Below are 15141 nucleotides of genomic sequence, written 5' to 3'. Positions count from 1 at the left end.
CCTCTTACTTTTATGGGAAATTGGTGGTATTAATATTAGATTTGTTAATATCAAATCTCCCTTCTGTAATGTCAATTATATCACTGGAATTGCTTACATTCTTTACTTTGCACGAAAATGTACCTGAAAAAATTGAATTTTCGTTTTTAGTTATTATAATTTTACCGATACCTGCAATAGATTTATAATTATTAGCAACACCATTTTTGTATGCTGTCACATAGATATAGTTATTATAGTTGTCATTTAGAAAACTTGGGGAGATACCATCAAATATATCATATTCTCCTACTTGGAAGGTAGGAGTTCCTGCTGTATTTTGTAAATAGAGAAAAACACCTCCTCTATTTGTTTCTCTAAGATCTGCCGCTTGTATATAGGTGTATTCATTATTGATACCATTTAAATTTATTACTGGATAATGATTACTTCCGGGTGGTACATATCCAATAGAATTTCTAGGCACCATTACTACGCCGTTTATTTTACAGCCAAAGGTGTTTGCACCCACCATGGTTATTGGTGGTAGTTGTGGGTCATAAGGTTTGTCCTCTTCGTTGGTTCTTTCTTTACAAGCAAGTAAGAAAAAAATAGCTAAAATTAAAATTGTACTTTTCATAATTTTGTTCTTATTTAGGGGTTCATATTGTATAGTAATTGTTTATAGTATAGAGGGCAACGGCAATTGCCCTCTTACTTTTATGGGAAATTGGTGGTATTAATATTCACACCAAAATCAAATCTTCCATCAGTAATTTCTATAATGTCATTTGGGTCGTTTACATTTTTTGCTTTGCAATTAAAAGTTCCTGAACAAATTAAGTTAGAATTAACAGATAAAGTAATTTTACCGGTACCAGCAATAGATTTATAATTATTAGCAACACCATTCTTGTAGACAGTAACATAGATATAGTTATTATAGTTGTCATTCAAATAACTTGGAGTAATACCGTCAAATATTGGGTAATCACCAGATTGGAAAATAGTAGAGCCTACAGTATTTTGCAAATACAAAAAAACTCCACCTCGTTTAGTTTCTCTTAAATCAGCCGCTTGAATAAATTTATATTCATTATCTATTCCTTTTTGTGTCCATACTGGATAGTGATTACTTCCTGGTGGTACATATCCAATAGAGTTTCTGGGTACCATTACTACGCCGTTTATTTTACAGCCAAATGTGTTTGCTCCCACCATGGTTATTGGTGGTAATTGTGGGTCATAAGGTTTTTCCTCTTCGTTGCTTCTTTCTTTACAAGCAAGTAAGAAAAAAGTTGTTAAAATTAAAATTGTGCTTTTCATAATTTTGTAATATTAAATGATTGTTATATTGAGTAGTAATTGTTTATATTATGGAGGGCAACAGTAATTGCCCTTTATTTTTACGGAAAATTAGTTGTGTTAATGGTATTTCTATCAAAATCGAATCGGCCATCCGTTATTTCTATAATATCGTTTGGGTCGTCCTTGTTTTTTAGTTTGCACGAAAAAGTGCCCGAAATAATGTTTAGGTCGCTTTTGGTAACATTAATACTACCTGTATTGGGAATCGATAGATAAATATTGTATTCCGAAGTATTTGAATTAAATACTCTAGCCGTAATAAGGGTATTTGAAGCGGTAACATTACTCCATGCCCCATCACTTTGTCCAATCATATAGTTCTCAACTTTTATTGGGTATAGATTATAGATATTTTTGATATATATATATATATATATATATAGAAGTGATTTAAACTTTTTTGTAAAATAAAAAAGGGTTGTAGAAATTTGTGTTGCAAAACATAATCATTTCAAAATCAACCCTTATGTACAGTGTACTCGACAAAGATATTATAAAAACAGAGATTGTCCCACATATTCCTTTGCCAAAGCGAGGATTTCAAGTTACGGTTCCCTTAGAAGAAATTATAAATGCCATTCTCTATAAGTTAAAAACAGGAGTTCAATGGCATCAATTACCTGTAAAAGCACTTTTTGAAGATGTTGTTTTAAGTTGGGAATCGGTCTATTATCACTATCGAAAATGGTGTTCCAATGCTGTTTTCAAGCAATGTTGGATAGCTGTTTTGAGAAAAAACAAATCAATGTTAGACCTTTCTAGTGTTGACTTTGACGGCAGTCACACTTCAACGTTGCGAGGAGGTGAAGAAGTTGAATATCAAGGCAGGAAAAAGCGTAAAACAACCAATGCGTTATATTTGAGCGATAGACAAGGATTACCACTTGCTATTTCTAACCCTGTAGCAGGCAACCATAATGACCTGTATAATATTGAGGTTCAATTTGAAGTTGTAACATCAACTTTAAAAGATGCCGATATTGCTGTTGAGGGACTTTTCCTTAATGCAGATGCTGGCTTTGATTCTAAAGAGTTTAGACTAAGCTGTGAGAAAAAAGAGATTAATGCTAATATTTGTTTTAACAAACGAAATGGAAATGTAGATAGAGAAGAATATTTCGACCAAGAGCTTTATAATCAAAGATATACAATTGAAAGAACTAACGCCTGGATGGATAGTTTTAGGTCGTTACTCAACAGGTTTGATACAACGGTTTCCAGTTGGTTAGGATTTAACTATCTAGCATTTATTATAATTGCTCTCAAAAAATTTAATCCAAAAAAAGTTTAAATGACTTCATATAGCACCCATATTACTTCTTCCATCTGTTGCAAAAATATCTTCATATTCACTTGATGAGGAGCGTTTTACTGGATAGTGATCACTTCCAGGTGGAACATATCCTATAGAATTTCTAGGCACCATTACTTTACCGTTAATAATTGCACCAAAAGTATTTGCTCCGGTTTGGGTAATAGGCGGTAATTGTGGGTTGTATTCGTTTTCTCCACTATTTCGGTCGCATCCCAGAAAAGCTAGAGCAAAAACCAGCGTTAAGATTAGATTTTTCATAATATATTGTATTTAGGTCGTTTAAAGATAGTAAGAAAATTGGTGTCTTTTGCATGATTGTAGTCATAAGCTCTTCCCGAAACGGCAACATATTTTGAGGTGGTTTCATTGTAAGTTACCCCACCAGCAGAAGGATTTTCTTCGTTAAAATTGAGTTTATGGAATGTTGTATTAATAATGCCTATATCAACCGAATTATTAGCAGTGGTTGATGTAGTTCTATTTTTTAATTCTGATAAACTTACAAACCTTGTTTGGTCGGAAGCTCTGTACAATTCGCTTAACGCTTGGAGAAAGTGTTGGTTACTAGAAATATTACTCTCGGTAGTATTATAATTGATGATGTTAGCAAAAGTGGTTACTTTATCAATTAAAACCCCGGAAGTTATTTGAGAGGTGTCTAAATCGGATAGCATATTTGGCCAATTAGGAATATTTTCTGTTTGCTGTATTGTTGGATTGCCTTGTGCTTTGACATGGGAAAGTAGAAGACAAAAAGCAAGAAGAATATAGATTTTTTTCATGATTTTTAATTTGTTAGGTTACTTTTTAATTTGAGAGGTAATTATCGTTATCTCATTTATTTTTGTTAGTTTGTATTAAAAAAAACAGGACTGTTTGTCATATAAATTGAAAAACCACCAATTAATAAGCCTACAAAAACAACCGGGATTGTTTTTCCTAAACTGAGTTTATTGATTTTTAAAATATCATCTTTGCTAATCTGTAGTTCTTTGTTTTGATACACTCCAATTATGCTGTTGCCAGTAGAATTCTTAAATATAAACTGTCTGATATTACCTTTGCTTTTAGTTTTGATTATGTATGTTTTGTTTTCTTTCAGAACGGAATAGTTATTTTTATTGCTGGAATTCACTTTTGTAGTAACACAAGAAGTAAAAATGAGCAGCCAAATAAGACAAAAAGGGATTATTTTTTTCATAATTTGGATGTTTATGGAAATGGGTGGTTTTGTATAGTATTCCAATTAATATCAAACCTCCCATCGGTTATAATAATATAATCGTTGGGATTGTCATATCTAACAAATTTCCCTGAAAAATTTCCAGAAAAAATTCTATTAGCAAAATCATATCTTGTTACATTTATTGAGCCAAGATTTTCAATAGAGCCATAATACGCATAATTACTAATATTACTGTCCCAAATTTTAAAATAAATATGATTAAAAGGAATGCTATCTATTCCATTATGAAAATTACTTTGTTTTAAAATATATTCTCCTTGACCTATTTGAAATAAATTTTGCAAATGAATTATCATTTTAAATCCTGTGGAACTCGCACCGTCTTTAATTTCAAGCTCATCATAGGTATGTTGAAGATCAGGTGACCTCCAAAATATTATTCCCTTTGCAGTTGGTCCTACGCTAACACCGGTTGGGTCTCTGGGTATATAGACTTTACCATTAATTGTTACGCCAAAAGTATTAGCACCCACTTGTGTTTCGGCTGGCAATGTAATCGTAGGATTTTTTGTATTTTCACTATCTCTGCTACAACTCATAAGAGTTATAAACGATAGGATGTAAATTACTGTTTTCATAATATATTGTATTTAGGTCGTTTAAAGATAGTAAGAAAATTGGTGTCTTTTGCATGATTGTAGTCATAAGCACTCCCCGAAACGGCAACATATTTCGAGGTGGTTTCATTGTAAGTTACCCCACCAACAGAAGGATTTTCTTCGTTAAAATTGAGTTTATGGAATGTTGTATTAATAATGCCTATATCAACCGAATTATTAGCAGTGGTTGCTACTGTTCTATTTTTTAATTCTGTTAAACTTATGAACTTTGTTTGGTCAGAAGCTCTGTATAATTCGCTTAACGCTTGGCTAAAATGCGAACTATGAGAAACATTTATTTCTGTTGTATTATAATTGATGATGTTAGCAAAAGTAGTTACTTTATCAATTAAAACCCCGGAAGTTATTTGAGAGGTGTCTAAATTGGATAGCATATTTGACCAATTAGGGATATTTTCTGTTTGCTGAATAGTTGCGTTGCCTTGTGCTTTGACATGGGAAAGTAGAAGACAAAAAGCAAGAAGAATATAGATTTTTTTCATGATTTTTAATTTGTTAGGTTATTTTTAATTTGAGAGGCAATTATCGTTATCTATTATTTTTATGGAAATGGGTGGTTTGGTAAAGTGAAAGTATTTATATCAAATCTCCCATCTGTAATTGTTATAATTTCATTTGGATTATCATATCGAGCAAATTTCCCTGAAAAATTCCCTGAAACTATTCCATTAGAATTTCTAGTAATCATTGTGTTTCCAAAGTTTTCAACAGAACCATAATAAGCATAGTTACTAATATTACTATCCCATATTTTAAAATAAATATGGTTATTTGGCGTACTATCTATTCCTTTTTGAAAATTACTTTGTTTTAATACGAAATTCCCTGTACCAATAGAATTAAAATTTTGCAAATGGATAATCATCTGAAAACCAACAGAGCTAGCCCCATCAACAACTTCAATTTCATTCCAAGACACATTGTCAGGTGCTCCCCAAAAGATTACTCCCTTTGCAGTTGGTCCTACGCTAACACCGGTTGGGTCTCTGGGTATATAGACTTTACCATTAATTGTTACGCCAAAAGTATTAGCACCCACTTGCGTTTCGGGTGGCAATGTAAATGTAGGATTTTTTGTGTTTTCACTATCTCTGCTACAACTCATGAGAGTTATAAACGATAGTATGTAAAATACTGTTTTCATATCTATTTGGTTATAAAATTATTTCTTCAAATGTACAATTTACGAAAAAATGAAACCACCCAACTATTCAATAGAAACTTCATCAACAAACAACCAAGCCGGGTATCCTGAACCTGCAAATCCATCAGGAATTTTATTGGTGTTCTGAGCAATTACTTTTACAAAACGAGCTTTCTGCTTTGGTAATTTAACAGTCAATTTTCCAATAGTTTCGGCTATTTCAGCTTTTGAAATTTCTTTTATTTTGTTAAATTTAATTCCGTCATCAGAAACAAAAATTGCAACCAACTGTGGCAGATGAATCCAGTTTTCATGACCTCTTATGAAGTTGATTTTCAAGTTAGAAAATTCAGTTGGATTTTGTAAATCCACAGTCATTACAGCATTATCCCCTGAAAATCCCAACCAGTCCGAGCGAAATTCTGCAGGATCTCCTTGTATACCATCTGTTAAAGTCTGAGCACCCCAAGAATAATATTTCTCGCTGGGTTGATGCTCTAAAATCACTTTTTTACCCGTTGATTTCGTTACTACAAAATCTTGGCTAAAAACTTTAGATTTCATGGATCCATTTTCAAAATATGCCGCTTGAAGCATTGAAGTTTTATCAATCGAAATGGGGGTTGAATACGGTGTCGAATGTAAACTTGGAACAGTACCATCTAAGGTATAAAAAATCCCATTTGTACCATCAAAACCTTTAAGAGCGTATTTTGTTGATGCTTGATTTCCAGAAGGAACAGGACTTCCCGTCACCTCAAAAATAGACTTACTGTACTTAATACCCAAAATATCCAACAAAGAAAAATGTCTAAACAATCTTTTTTGAAACTCGTCGTAATCCGATTTTTTACCCCACAACACTTCGGACAAAGCAGCTATTCTAGGGAAAACCATATACTCTACATGTTTGGAGTCCAATATATATTCGGTCCAAAGATTGGCTTGTGCGCCTAAAATATATTTTTTTTCATCCTCATTTATTTCTTTAGGAATTGGGTTGAAGGAATATACTTTTTCTACCGTTGTTTTCCCTCCAAAAGCGAGAGGTTCGTTTTTTGGATCGCCTTGGTAGTGATCGAAATAGCAATAATCTCCGGGAGTCATCACCACGAAATGTTTTTGTTTTGCGGCTTCTATCCCACCTTCAAAACCTCTCCACGACATTACGGCAGCATTTGGAGCAAGACCTCCTTCCAGTATTTCGTCCCAACCGATTATTTTTCTTCCTTTGGAATTAAGGAATTTTTCTATCCTTTGTACAAAATAACTTTGCAAACCGTGTTCGTCTTTCAAATTATATTTTTTAATAAGAGCTTGGCAATGTTCGCATTTTTTCCAATTTTCTTTTGGACATTCATCGCCACCAATGTGTATGGTTTTGGATGGGAACAACTCCATCACTTCTGTCAATACATTTTCTAGAAATTGGAAAGTTTCTTCTTTCGGACAAAAAACATCTTCGAAAACGCCCCATTTATTTTCAACAGGGATTTGCTTACCAGTACAACCTAACCAAGGGTAAGACGAAATAGCTGCAACGGCGTGTCCGGGCATTTCGATCTCCGGAACAATGGTTACATGTCTATCAGCAGCATATTTTACAATTTCTTTTATTTCTTCTTGCGTGTAATATCCACCGTATCTTTCGTTATCGAATTTTTGCTCGCTGTATGCTCCAATCATGGAACCGTTTCTCCAAGCTCCATGCTCTGTAAGTTTGGGATATTTTTTGATTTCAATTCTCCAACCTTGGTCATCGGTAAGGTGCCAATGGAAGGTATTCATTTTGTACATCGCTATAAAATCGATGTATTTTTTCACAAATTCTTTAGGGAAAAAATGTCTGGTACAATCCAAATGCATTCCTCTCCACTGAAAATCCGGATGATCTTCAATTTTTAGATAGGACATTTTACCTTTACCTAAATTTTCATGAATCAACTGTATTAAAGTTTGAATGCCATAAAAAATTCCTTTACCGTTTTTAGCTTCTATAACCACAGTTTTACCAACCGACAAGGAGTAAGAATCTTCTTTTAATTTTAAATTTGATTTTAAAATAATATTCGGAATTCCTTGAACACTCAAGTTAGATTGCTCGACATTTTGTTTCAAATTCAGTTTTAAAAAATCTTCCAAATAGTGTGCTTCTTTAGGAAATTCTTTAGCATTTATAACCCAATTATTACCAATTTTCAGTTCACCTTTTTCCAAAAATAACGATTTGGGCTGTGGTATAAGATCATTTTGAGCATAGAGGTTTTGAAAAGCAAAAACCATGAGAACGAGTACGAATCTAATCATTTTATGTGATTTTATTAAAGCCTAAAGATACATCTTTTGGAAAAAATAAAATGCGAAAAAAACGCTATTCAAATACGATTAAATAAGGAAACCCTCAAACAAAAGGCTGTCCAAACAGAATGCTTTTTTTTAAGAATATTTAAAAATTTTTCAAAAAAAACGCAAAATAATTTTGAATATTCAAAAAATATGTACTTAATTTGCATCGTCATTTAGAAATAAATGAACAACTTATCCAGAAAGGTGGAGGGACTTGACCCGATGAAACCTTGGCAACCTGTCGAAAGATAAGGTGCCACATTCAACCCAAAAATTTGGGAAAGATAGGTCCGAAAATCAGTACGATAGTTATACAAAACTATATCCTACTCTTTCGACTTGTCGGAAGAGTATTTTTTTTCCGATGAATTCAGGATAAGTTGCGAATAATAGAAATTAACCTAAAATAATTTATACTATGAGCAATTTAAAATTCGAAACCTTGCAAGTACACGCAGGTCAACCTGTGGACAAAGACACCAATTCCAGAGCTGTACCGTTGTACCAAACGGCATCTTATGTTTTCAACTCGGCAGAACATGCAGCCAATCTTTTTGGTCTGAAAGAATTTGGAAACATCTACACCCGATTGATGAACCCGACTACCGATGTTTTGGAAAAAAGATTAGCGGCTTTGCACGGAGGCGTTGCAGCTTTGGCAACCGCTTCGGGACATTCTGCACAATTTTTGGCACTGACCAACATCCTGCAAGCAGGCGATAATTTTGTGAGCTCACCTTACATTTATGGAGGCAGTCACAATCAGTTTAAAGTTTCTTTAAAAAAATTGGGCATTGAGGCTCGATTTGCAAACGATGATCAACCTGAAAATTTTGAGGAATTAATTGATGAAAATACCAAAGCCATTTATCTAGAAACCATTGGCAACCCAACATTGAATGTTGCAGATTTTGATGCCATTTCGGAAGTGGCAAAAAAACACGGCATCCCGCTGATTGTTGACAATACTTTTGGTGCCGGCGGTTATCTGTTCAGACCCATTGAGCATGGCGCAAACATTGTTGTAGAATCGGCTACTAAGTGGATTGGTGGACATGGAACATCGATTGGAGGAATTATTATTGATGGAGGAAACTTTGATTGGGGAAGCGGCAAATTCCCACAATTCTCTGAACCTTCAGAAGGGTATCACGGATTGGTTTTCTCGGATGTATTTGGAGTCAATTCTCAATTTGGAAACATTGCTTTCATCATAAAAGCCAGAGTCGAAGGGCTTAGAGACTTTGGCCCAGCAATCTCACCTTTCAACTCTTTCCTATTGTTGCACGGCGTAGAAACCCTATCGTTGAGAGTGGAGAGAACGGTGGAAAACGCATTGAAAATTGCCAAGTATCTACAAAATCATCCTAAAATAAAAAATGTATTGTACCCAGGTTTGGAAACATTCCCAGATTACGAAAACGCAAAAAAATATTTTAAAAACGGTTTTGGAGGTGTGCTTAACTTTGAAATAAAAGGAGGGCGAGAAAGTGCCGTTCAATTGATCGATCATCTGCAACTGGTGTCTCACCTTGCCAATGTGGGCGATGCGAAAACACTTATCATCAATCCGGCATCGACCACCCACGAACAATTGTCGGAACAAGAACGATTGGAGGCCGGCATTCTTCCAGGACAAATCCGACTGAGTTTGGGCATAGAACACATCGATGACATTATCGCAGATCTGGAACAAGCCTTGAACACCGTGGAAATCCAAAATGAAATTTTAGAAGAAGCATTGTAAAAGTTAGAATCCTTATTCATGATCCTATAGTTGTTTTTCAAAACACCCGTCCAATCATCGATTAGGCGGGTGTTTACTTTTATTTTTTAGAAACCAATTGATCTACTATATGTTCTTTTTGACTAGAAATTGAGGTTTGATCCGTATCGTTGATCTGTTCGAAAATTTGTACGGTATTTTTACCATTTTTCAACCATACTCCCGGCACATACAAAGTCAATTGTGGGCCGACTTTAGACCAATACCTGCCGATGTTTCTGCCATTAACAAAGACAATGCCCTTACCAAAATTTCGCATATCCAAAAAGGTATCGCCCACTTCTTTTAAGGTAAAAGTAGCTTCTTTTATAATGGGTTGATGAGCCTCAAACGCTTGAATATTGGTATTCATTTTTGGCATTTTATCAAAAGGCAAACGGTACATTTCCCAATGCCCTTCAATTGGTGTATCGTTCAACAAAACCGGTGAAATTATTCCTTTAAGATTGTTTACAATTTCGGCACCCCAATTTATTCTGCCCATATTTTCTACCAAGATGTCCAATTGTGCATTGGCAGGGATTTGTACATCCAAATCGTATTTTTTATAGTAGCGGTTTACTTCGCCCACCCATTTTCCGTTTACATAAATGTTGGCATAATCCCTAAGTCCTTTGATCAATAATTTTCCTTGTTCCGATTTTTTTACGGTCGTTCTGTACAAAACGAAACCGTAACCTTGGCCTAAAGTTTCGAAGGTCAAAGGTTGAGCAGCAACCACAGGTTTAATGGTTTTTACGAAATCAAAAATGGGTAATGACTTGGTGAATTTAATATCTTTAAACTCAATTAAAGGCTGTGCTTTAGGAACTTCTATAAATTTTTCAGACGATTTTGATTGAAATAATGCTCTAAGTGCATTGTATTTAGGAGTTGCCCAACCGGCTTCAGAAATGGGTGCATCGTAATCGTAGCTCGTAAGGTCGGGTTGTATGTCGTGGTTATTATCATAATTAGCTCCAGCCCAAAATGCAAAATTAGTCCCACCGTGTACCATATAATAATTGAATGAAACGCCATTGTCCAAATATTTTTTGGACTGAGCCACTACCTTTTCTGTGGAAACTCTAGGAAAAGGTTCTGCCCAATGATCCAGCCAACCCGGATAGTACTCTGCAACCATGTACGGACCCTGCCTGTTGTGATATTGGTTTACTGATTTTTTTAGTCTATCGACATCATCTTCACCATTGGCTGTTGGCAAAGCGCCTAAAACCGATCCTTCTTTGAAAAGAGAACTGGCATCAGAAGTAAACAATTTGGACTGAATACCGGCGTCAACAATCATCTTTTTAATTTTATGGGAATAAGTCCTGTGCTGATCCAAAGAAATGTCGGGTCTTTGAACGGCATAAGAACCGAACTCATTTTCCACCTGAACCATTATTACCGGGCCACCATTTTGAATTTCAAGAGGTTTAATTTGTTTAGCCAATTGCACAATGTACTTGTTACATTCTTCTAAAAAAGCCTGGTTATCGGTTCGGATTTCCAAGTTTTTATCATTTTGTAACCACCATGGATACCCCCCAAAATCCCATTCGGCACAGACATAAGGTCCAGGACGAATGATTACAAAAAGCCCAATTTCTTGTGCTGTTTTAATGAATTTCTTTAAATCTTTTTCACCGGACCAATTCCATTTTCCGGGAGCTTCTTCATGGTAATTCCAAAAAACATAGGTGGTAACAGCATTCAGACCCATTGCTTTCATCATGAGCAATCGATGTTTCCAATATTCTTTAGGAACTCTGGAATAGTGCAGTTCACCAGAATGGATTTTGAATTCTTTATTGTTTAAATAAAATTCTCCATTTTTAATTTCAAAAGTGGAGGAAGTATTCTGCCCAAACGAAAATAAAGTACAGAATAAAGTTAGTAACGCAATATAAAGGCGCATGGTCATAGAATAAGTTTTTTGAAATTCAAAAATAAAAAAATATAACAAAAAAGCCACCTAAAAAAGGTGGCTTAGTATTTAGAAATATAAATTTCTTATTCTTCAGTAGAAGCTTCTGGAGTTTCAACTGCTGGAGTTTCAGTTGCAGGAGCAACTTCTTTCTTAGCAGCTGGTTTTCTACTTCTTCTCGTAGTTTTCTTCTCTTCAGCTTTAGGATTGTAAAGTTCGTTGAAGTCAACCAATTCGATAAGAGCCATATCAGCAGCATCACCCAATCTGAAACCAGTTTTGATGATTCTAGTATAACCTCCGTTTCTTTCTGCGATTTTAGGAGCGATGGTTCTGAAAAGTTCAGTAACGGCTTCTTTATCTTGCAAATAAGCGAAAACTGTTCTTCTGTTGTGAGTTGTATCGTTCTTAGACTTCGTCAAAAGTGGTTCAATATAAACTCTTAAAGCTTTCGCTTTAGCTACTGTTGTATTGATTCTTTTATGAAGGATAAGAGAACAAGCCATATTGGAAAGCATTGCTTTTCTGTGAGAAGCAGTTCTTCCTAGGTGATTTATTTTTTTACCGTGTCTCATTGTTTTGTTTTAATTATTCTGCGTCTAACTTATATTTTGCTACATCAAAACCGAAGTTAAGACCTTTTGAATGTACTAATTCTTCTAATTCTGTCAACGATTTCTTACCGAAATTTCTGAATTTCATCAAATCAGACTTACTGAAAGATACCAATTCTCCAAGAGTTTCTACTTCAGCAGCTTTTAGACAGTTAAGGGCTCTTACGGAAAGATCCATATCTGTTAATTTAGACTTCAATAGTTGTCTTGTATGTAGGGTTTCTTCATCGTACTGAACGGATGCTTTCACGGCTTCTGTTTCAAGAGTAATTCTTTCATCAGAGAACAACATGAAGTGATAGATCAAGATCTTAGAAGCTTCTGTTAAAGCGTTCTGAGGGCTGATAGATCCATCGGTTTCGATGTCCAATACTAATTTTTCGTAGTCTGTTTTTTGCTCTACACGATAGTTCTCAACTGCATATTTTACTTTTTTAATTGGCGTAAAAATAGAGTCGATGGCGATGGTTCCTACAGGAGCATTGTGAGATTTATTTTGTTCGCTTGGCACATATCCTCTTCCTTTCTCGATATTGAATGTGATTTCGAATTTTACATCCTTAGTCATATTACAAATTACCAAATCAGGATTTAGTATTTCAAACCCGTTGATGGTTTTACCTAGGTCACCGGCAGTTACTACTGTTTGTCCGGATACTTTAGCAACCACTTGCTCATTGGCTTGATTTTCTGCGTTTGCTTTTAATCTTAATTGCTTAAGATTAAGAATAATCTCAGTTACATCTTCAATTACTCCAGGAATTGTAGAAAACTCGTGCTCTACACCTTCAATTTTGATAGATGAAATTGCATATCCTTCAAGAGAAGAAAGTAAAACTCTTCTCAATGCATTTCCGATGGTAAGTCCAAAACCAGGTTCTAGAGGTCTGAATTCGAATTGACCTTTGAATTCATCTGAATTTAATAGAATTACTTTATCGGGTTTTATGAATTGTAATATTGCCATATTGTTGGGTTGAGCAAAAATTTGATTAAAATTATTTAGAGTAAAGTTCGACGATTAAGTTCTCCTTGATGTCTTCAGGAATCTGAATTCTTTCTGGAGCAGAAACGAAAGTCGCTTCTTTCTTCTCGTCGTTAAATTGCAACCACTCGTAGTTTGACTTAGAAGCCAAAGCATCGGTTACAACTTCTAGTGATTTTGATTTTTCTCTAACTGCGATAACATCACCAGCCTTCAAAGTATAAGAAGGGATGTTTACCAACTCACCGTTAACAGTGATGTGTCTGTGAGATACCAACTGTCTTGCTGCAGCTCTTGTTTTTGCGAAACCAATTCTGTACACAACATTATCCAATCTGGACTCACAAAGTTGAAGCAATACTTCACCGGTAACCCCTTTAGCTCTTTGCGCCTTAACATAAAGGTTAGCAAATTGTCTTTCAAGAATACCGTAAGTGTATTTTGCTTTTTGTTTTTCAGTTAACTGGTTTGCATATTCAGACTTCTTAGCCCCTCTTCTTTTGTTAGGTCCGTGTTGTCCTGGTGGTTGATTTTTTCTTTTTTCGAAGTTCTTATCGTCTCCGTAAATTGCAACACCAAATTTTCTTGCAATTTTAGTTTTAGGTCCTATATATCTTGCCATTGTAATAGATTTTAGATTTTAGATTTTAGATTTCGTGAATGAAATTAAAAATTTAAAATATCAGATTATACTCTTCTTCTTTTTGGTGGTCTACATCCGTTGTGCGGCATAGGAGTCACATCAACGATTTCACTTACTTCAATACCAGAGTTATGAATTGATCTGATCGCAGACTCTCTACCTTGACCTGGACCTTTAACGAAAACTTTTACTCTTCTAAGACCTGCTTCGTGTGCAACTGCTGCGCAGTTTTCAGCGGCCATTTGAGCAGCGAAAGGGGTATTCTTTTTAGAACCTCTGAAGCCCATTTTACCTGCAGATGCCCAAGAAATAACCTCTCCATTTTTATTTGTCAAAGAAATGATGATGTTATTGAAAGACGCTTGGATATGCGCTTCACCAATAGCTTCAACTTTTACTTTTCTCTTTTTTACTACTTTTGTTTGTTTTGCCATAATTCTAATCTAAAGATTATTTACTTGCTTTTTTCTTGTTAGCAACAGTTTTTCTTCTTCCTTTACGGGTTCTAGAATTGTTTTTAGTTCTTTGGCCTCTTAAAGGTAATCCTAGTCTGTGACGTATTCCTCGTTGACATCCAATATCCATCAATCTTTTGATGTTCAATTGGATTTCAGAACGCAATTCTCCTTCTACTTTTACATTTTCGGAGATGTAAGTTCTGATTGCTGCCAATTCATCGTCATTCCATTCGTTGACTTTCTTGTCTTCGCTGATACCGGCTGCTTTAAGGATTTCTGAAGAAGTACTTCTTCCAATTCCGTAGATGTAAGTTAAGCCGATAACGCCTCTTTTGTTTTTTGGTAAATCAATACCTGAAATTCTCGCCATAATTTAATTTTAGCCTTGTCTTTGTTTAAATTTTGGGTTCTTCTTGTTGATTACGAAAAGTACTCCTTTTCTGCGTACGATTTTGCAATCAGCACTTCTTTTTTTAATAGATGCTCTAACTTTCATTATAGTTACTGTGTATTTAATATCTAAATGTTATTCTTCCTTTTGTAAGGTCGTACGGAGACATCTCCAACTTTACCTTATCCCCCGGAAGGAGTTTTATGTAATGCATACGCATCTTTCCAGAAATATGGGCAATAAGCACATGCCCATTTTCTAATTCTACACGAAACATGGCGTTAGATAGTGATTCCACTATAACGCCATCTTGTTCGATATGTTTTTGTTTTGCCAT

The 15141-nt window shown here is 34.9% G+C and carries 20 protein-coding genes and 1 riboswitch; of the genes, 2 read left to right on the top strand and 18 right to left on the bottom strand.

Features of this window, described 5'->3' with window-relative positions:
- Positions 1–10 precede the first annotated feature (10 nt).
- The 3 genes from H9Q20_RS08435 to H9Q20_RS08425 all read right to left on the bottom strand — a co-directional run bounded on the left by H9Q20_RS08435 (position 11) and on the right by H9Q20_RS08425 (position 1661).
- Positions 11–619 (bottom strand): hypothetical protein, encoded by a 609-nt coding sequence (locus H9Q20_RS08435; protein ID WP_187477485.1) that lies wholly within the window; start codon positions 617–619, stop codon positions 11–13.
- An 80-nt stretch (positions 620–699) separates the two neighbouring features.
- Positions 700–1305, bottom strand: coding sequence for a hypothetical protein (locus H9Q20_RS08430; RefSeq protein ID WP_187477484.1), 606 nt, complete (start codon positions 1303–1305; stop codon positions 700–702).
- 80 nt (positions 1306–1385) lie between these two features.
- Positions 1386–1661 carry a hypothetical protein gene (locus H9Q20_RS08425; RefSeq protein WP_187478623.1) on the bottom strand — a complete coding sequence of 92 codons (276 nt, stop codon included), beginning with the start codon at positions 1659–1661 and terminating at the stop codon, positions 1386–1388.
- Between the two features lie 116 nt (positions 1662–1777).
- On the opposite strand from H9Q20_RS08425, the gene H9Q20_RS08420 reads away from it, so the two are divergent.
- On the top strand, positions 1778–2638 hold the full coding sequence (locus tag H9Q20_RS08420; RefSeq protein ID WP_187477483.1) for an IS5 family transposase: 861 nt from the start codon (positions 1778–1780) through the stop codon (positions 2636–2638).
- A 6-nt stretch (positions 2639–2644) separates the two neighbouring features.
- Here H9Q20_RS08420 and H9Q20_RS08415 read toward each other — a convergent pair whose 3' ends face one another.
- The 7 genes from H9Q20_RS08415 to H9Q20_RS08385 all read right to left on the bottom strand — a co-directional run bounded on the left by H9Q20_RS08415 (position 2645) and on the right by H9Q20_RS08385 (position 7979).
- Positions 2645–2920, bottom strand: coding sequence for a hypothetical protein (locus H9Q20_RS08415; protein WP_410369577.1), 276 nt, complete (start codon positions 2918–2920; stop codon positions 2645–2647).
- Positions 2917–3444, bottom strand: a complete 528-nt coding sequence (locus H9Q20_RS08410) for a hypothetical protein (protein WP_187477482.1) — start codon at positions 3442–3444, stop codon at positions 2917–2919. The genes H9Q20_RS08415 and H9Q20_RS08410 overlap by 4 nt, the downstream gene beginning before the upstream one ends.
- A 65-nt stretch (positions 3445–3509) precedes the next feature.
- Entirely contained in the window at positions 3510–3863 is a 354-nt protein-coding gene (locus H9Q20_RS08405; protein ID WP_187477481.1) for a hypothetical protein, read from the bottom strand.
- Positions 3864–3874: 11 nt separating this feature from the next.
- Complete coding sequence (locus tag H9Q20_RS08400; RefSeq protein ID WP_187477480.1) at positions 3875–4486, bottom strand: DUF5025 domain-containing protein; 612 nt, start codon at positions 4484–4486, stop codon at positions 3875–3877.
- The gene (locus tag H9Q20_RS08395) at positions 4483–5010 is read right to left on the bottom strand and encodes a hypothetical protein (RefSeq protein WP_187477479.1); all 528 of its coding nucleotides are present in this window, start codon (positions 5008–5010) and stop codon (positions 4483–4485) included. Before H9Q20_RS08395 ends, H9Q20_RS08400 begins: the two co-directional genes overlap by 4 nt.
- Before the next feature lie 59 nt (positions 5011–5069).
- A complete protein-coding gene (locus tag H9Q20_RS08390; protein WP_124642325.1) occupies positions 5070–5672 on the bottom strand; it encodes a hypothetical protein in 603 nt (200 codons plus the stop codon).
- Positions 5673–5735: 63 nt separating this feature from the next.
- Positions 5736–7979, bottom strand: a complete 2244-nt coding sequence (locus H9Q20_RS08385) for a family 20 glycosylhydrolase (RefSeq protein WP_187477478.1) — start codon at positions 7977–7979, stop codon at positions 5736–5738.
- Positions 7980–8207: 228 nt separating this feature from the next.
- A riboswitch (SAM riboswitch) is annotated at positions 8208–8309 on the top strand.
- Positions 8310–8436: 127 nt separating this feature from the next.
- On the opposite strand from H9Q20_RS08385, the gene H9Q20_RS08380 reads away from it, so the two are divergent.
- Positions 8437–9765, top strand: a complete 1329-nt coding sequence (locus H9Q20_RS08380; protein ID WP_124641054.1) for an O-acetylhomoserine aminocarboxypropyltransferase/cysteine synthase family protein — start codon at positions 8437–8439, stop codon at positions 9763–9765.
- 79 nt (positions 9766–9844) lie between these two features.
- On the opposite strand, the gene H9Q20_RS08375 is transcribed toward H9Q20_RS08380, so the two are convergent.
- From H9Q20_RS08375 to infA, 8 genes are all read right to left on the bottom strand, one after another.
- A complete protein-coding gene (locus tag H9Q20_RS08375) occupies positions 9845–11710 on the bottom strand; it encodes a beta-galactosidase (protein WP_316248102.1) in 1866 nt (621 codons plus the stop codon).
- A gap of 89 nt (positions 11711–11799) precedes the next feature.
- Entirely contained in the window at positions 11800–12288 is a 489-nt protein-coding gene (rplQ, locus tag H9Q20_RS08370) for a 50S ribosomal protein L17 (RefSeq protein WP_124641052.1), read from the bottom strand.
- Positions 12289–12301: 13 nt separating this feature from the next.
- Positions 12302–13294, bottom strand: coding sequence for a DNA-directed RNA polymerase subunit alpha (locus H9Q20_RS08365; RefSeq protein ID WP_124641050.1), 993 nt, complete (start codon positions 13292–13294; stop codon positions 12302–12304).
- Between the two features lie 31 nt (positions 13295–13325).
- Positions 13326–13934 carry a 30S ribosomal protein S4 gene (gene rpsD / locus H9Q20_RS08360; protein WP_124641048.1) on the bottom strand — a complete coding sequence of 203 codons (609 nt, stop codon included), beginning with the start codon at positions 13932–13934 and terminating at the stop codon, positions 13326–13328.
- Between the two features lie 65 nt (positions 13935–13999).
- Positions 14000–14389, bottom strand: a complete 390-nt coding sequence (gene rpsK, locus H9Q20_RS08355; RefSeq protein WP_124641047.1) for a 30S ribosomal protein S11 — start codon at positions 14387–14389, stop codon at positions 14000–14002.
- 16 nt (positions 14390–14405) lie between these two features.
- Positions 14406–14783, bottom strand: coding sequence for a 30S ribosomal protein S13 (gene rpsM / locus H9Q20_RS08350; protein WP_124641045.1), 378 nt, complete (start codon positions 14781–14783; stop codon positions 14406–14408).
- Between the two features lie 9 nt (positions 14784–14792).
- On the bottom strand, positions 14793–14909 hold the full coding sequence (gene rpmJ, locus H9Q20_RS08345; RefSeq protein ID WP_007839480.1) for a 50S ribosomal protein L36: 117 nt from the start codon (positions 14907–14909) through the stop codon (positions 14793–14795).
- 16 nt (positions 14910–14925) lie between these two features.
- Positions 14926–15141 carry a translation initiation factor IF-1 gene (gene infA, locus H9Q20_RS08340; protein ID WP_124641043.1) on the bottom strand — a complete coding sequence of 72 codons (216 nt, stop codon included), beginning with the start codon at positions 15139–15141 and terminating at the stop codon, positions 14926–14928.

Origin of the sequence: Amniculibacterium sp. G2-70 (assembly GCF_014353055.1) — a bacterium.
Classification (GTDB): domain Bacteria; phylum Bacteroidota; class Bacteroidia; order Flavobacteriales; family Weeksellaceae; genus Amniculibacterium; species Amniculibacterium aquaticum.
This window is presented reverse-complemented; position numbering and strand designations above follow the sequence as displayed.

What these genes read in the sequence shown, in the direction of transcription:
- H9Q20_RS08435 (WP_187477485.1), bottom strand. Translation starts at nt 619, where the DNA reads ATGAAAAGTACAATTTTAATTTTAGCTATTTTTTTCTTACTTGCTTGT.
- H9Q20_RS08430 (WP_187477484.1), bottom strand. Translation starts at nt 1,305, where the DNA reads ATGAAAAGCACAATTTTAATTTTAACAACTTTTTTCTTACTTGCTTGT.
- H9Q20_RS08425 (WP_187478623.1), bottom strand. Translation starts at nt 1,661, where the DNA reads ATGATTGGACAAAGTGATGGGGCATGGAGTAATGTTACCGCTTCAAAT.
- H9Q20_RS08415 (WP_410369577.1), bottom strand. Translation starts at nt 2,920, where the DNA reads ATGAAAAATCTAATCTTAACGCTGGTTTTTGCTCTAGCTTTTCTGGGA.
- H9Q20_RS08410 (WP_187477482.1), bottom strand. Translation starts at nt 3,444, where the DNA reads ATGAAAAAAATCTATATTCTTCTTGCTTTTTGTCTTCTACTTTCCCAT.
- H9Q20_RS08405 (WP_187477481.1), bottom strand. Translation starts at nt 3,863, where the DNA reads ATGAAAAAAATAATCCCTTTTTGTCTTATTTGGCTGCTCATTTTTACT.
- H9Q20_RS08400 (WP_187477480.1), bottom strand. Translation starts at nt 4,486, where the DNA reads ATGAAAACAGTAATTTACATCCTATCGTTTATAACTCTTATGAGTTGT.
- H9Q20_RS08395 (WP_187477479.1), bottom strand. Translation starts at nt 5,010, where the DNA reads ATGAAAAAAATCTATATTCTTCTTGCTTTTTGTCTTCTACTTTCCCAT.
- H9Q20_RS08390 (WP_124642325.1), bottom strand. Translation starts at nt 5,672, where the DNA reads ATGAAAACAGTATTTTACATACTATCGTTTATAACTCTCATGAGTTGT.
- H9Q20_RS08385 (WP_187477478.1), bottom strand. Translation starts at nt 7,979, where the DNA reads ATGATTAGATTCGTACTCGTTCTCATGGTTTTTGCTTTTCAAAACCTC.
- H9Q20_RS08380 (WP_124641054.1), top strand. Translation starts at nt 8,437, where the DNA reads ATGAGCAATTTAAAATTCGAAACCTTGCAAGTACACGCAGGTCAACCT.
- H9Q20_RS08375 (WP_316248102.1), bottom strand. Translation starts at nt 11,710, where the DNA reads ATGACCATGCGCCTTTATATTGCGTTACTAACTTTATTCTGTACTTTA.
- rplQ (WP_124641052.1), bottom strand. Translation starts at nt 12,288, where the DNA reads ATGAGACACGGTAAAAAAATAAATCACCTAGGAAGAACTGCTTCTCAC.
- H9Q20_RS08365 (WP_124641050.1), bottom strand. Translation starts at nt 13,294, where the DNA reads ATGGCAATATTACAATTCATAAAACCCGATAAAGTAATTCTATTAAAT.
- rpsD (WP_124641048.1), bottom strand. Translation starts at nt 13,934, where the DNA reads ATGGCAAGATATATAGGACCTAAAACTAAAATTGCAAGAAAATTTGGT.
- rpsK (WP_124641047.1), bottom strand. Translation starts at nt 14,389, where the DNA reads ATGGCAAAACAAACAAAAGTAGTAAAAAAGAGAAAAGTAAAAGTTGAA.
- rpsM (WP_124641045.1), bottom strand. Translation starts at nt 14,783, where the DNA reads ATGGCGAGAATTTCAGGTATTGATTTACCAAAAAACAAAAGAGGCGTT.
- rpmJ (WP_007839480.1), bottom strand. Translation starts at nt 14,909, where the DNA reads ATGAAAGTTAGAGCATCTATTAAAAAAAGAAGTGCTGATTGCAAAATC.
- infA (WP_124641043.1), bottom strand. Translation starts at nt 15,141, where the DNA reads ATGGCAAAACAAAAACATATCGAACAAGATGGCGTTATAGTGGAATCA.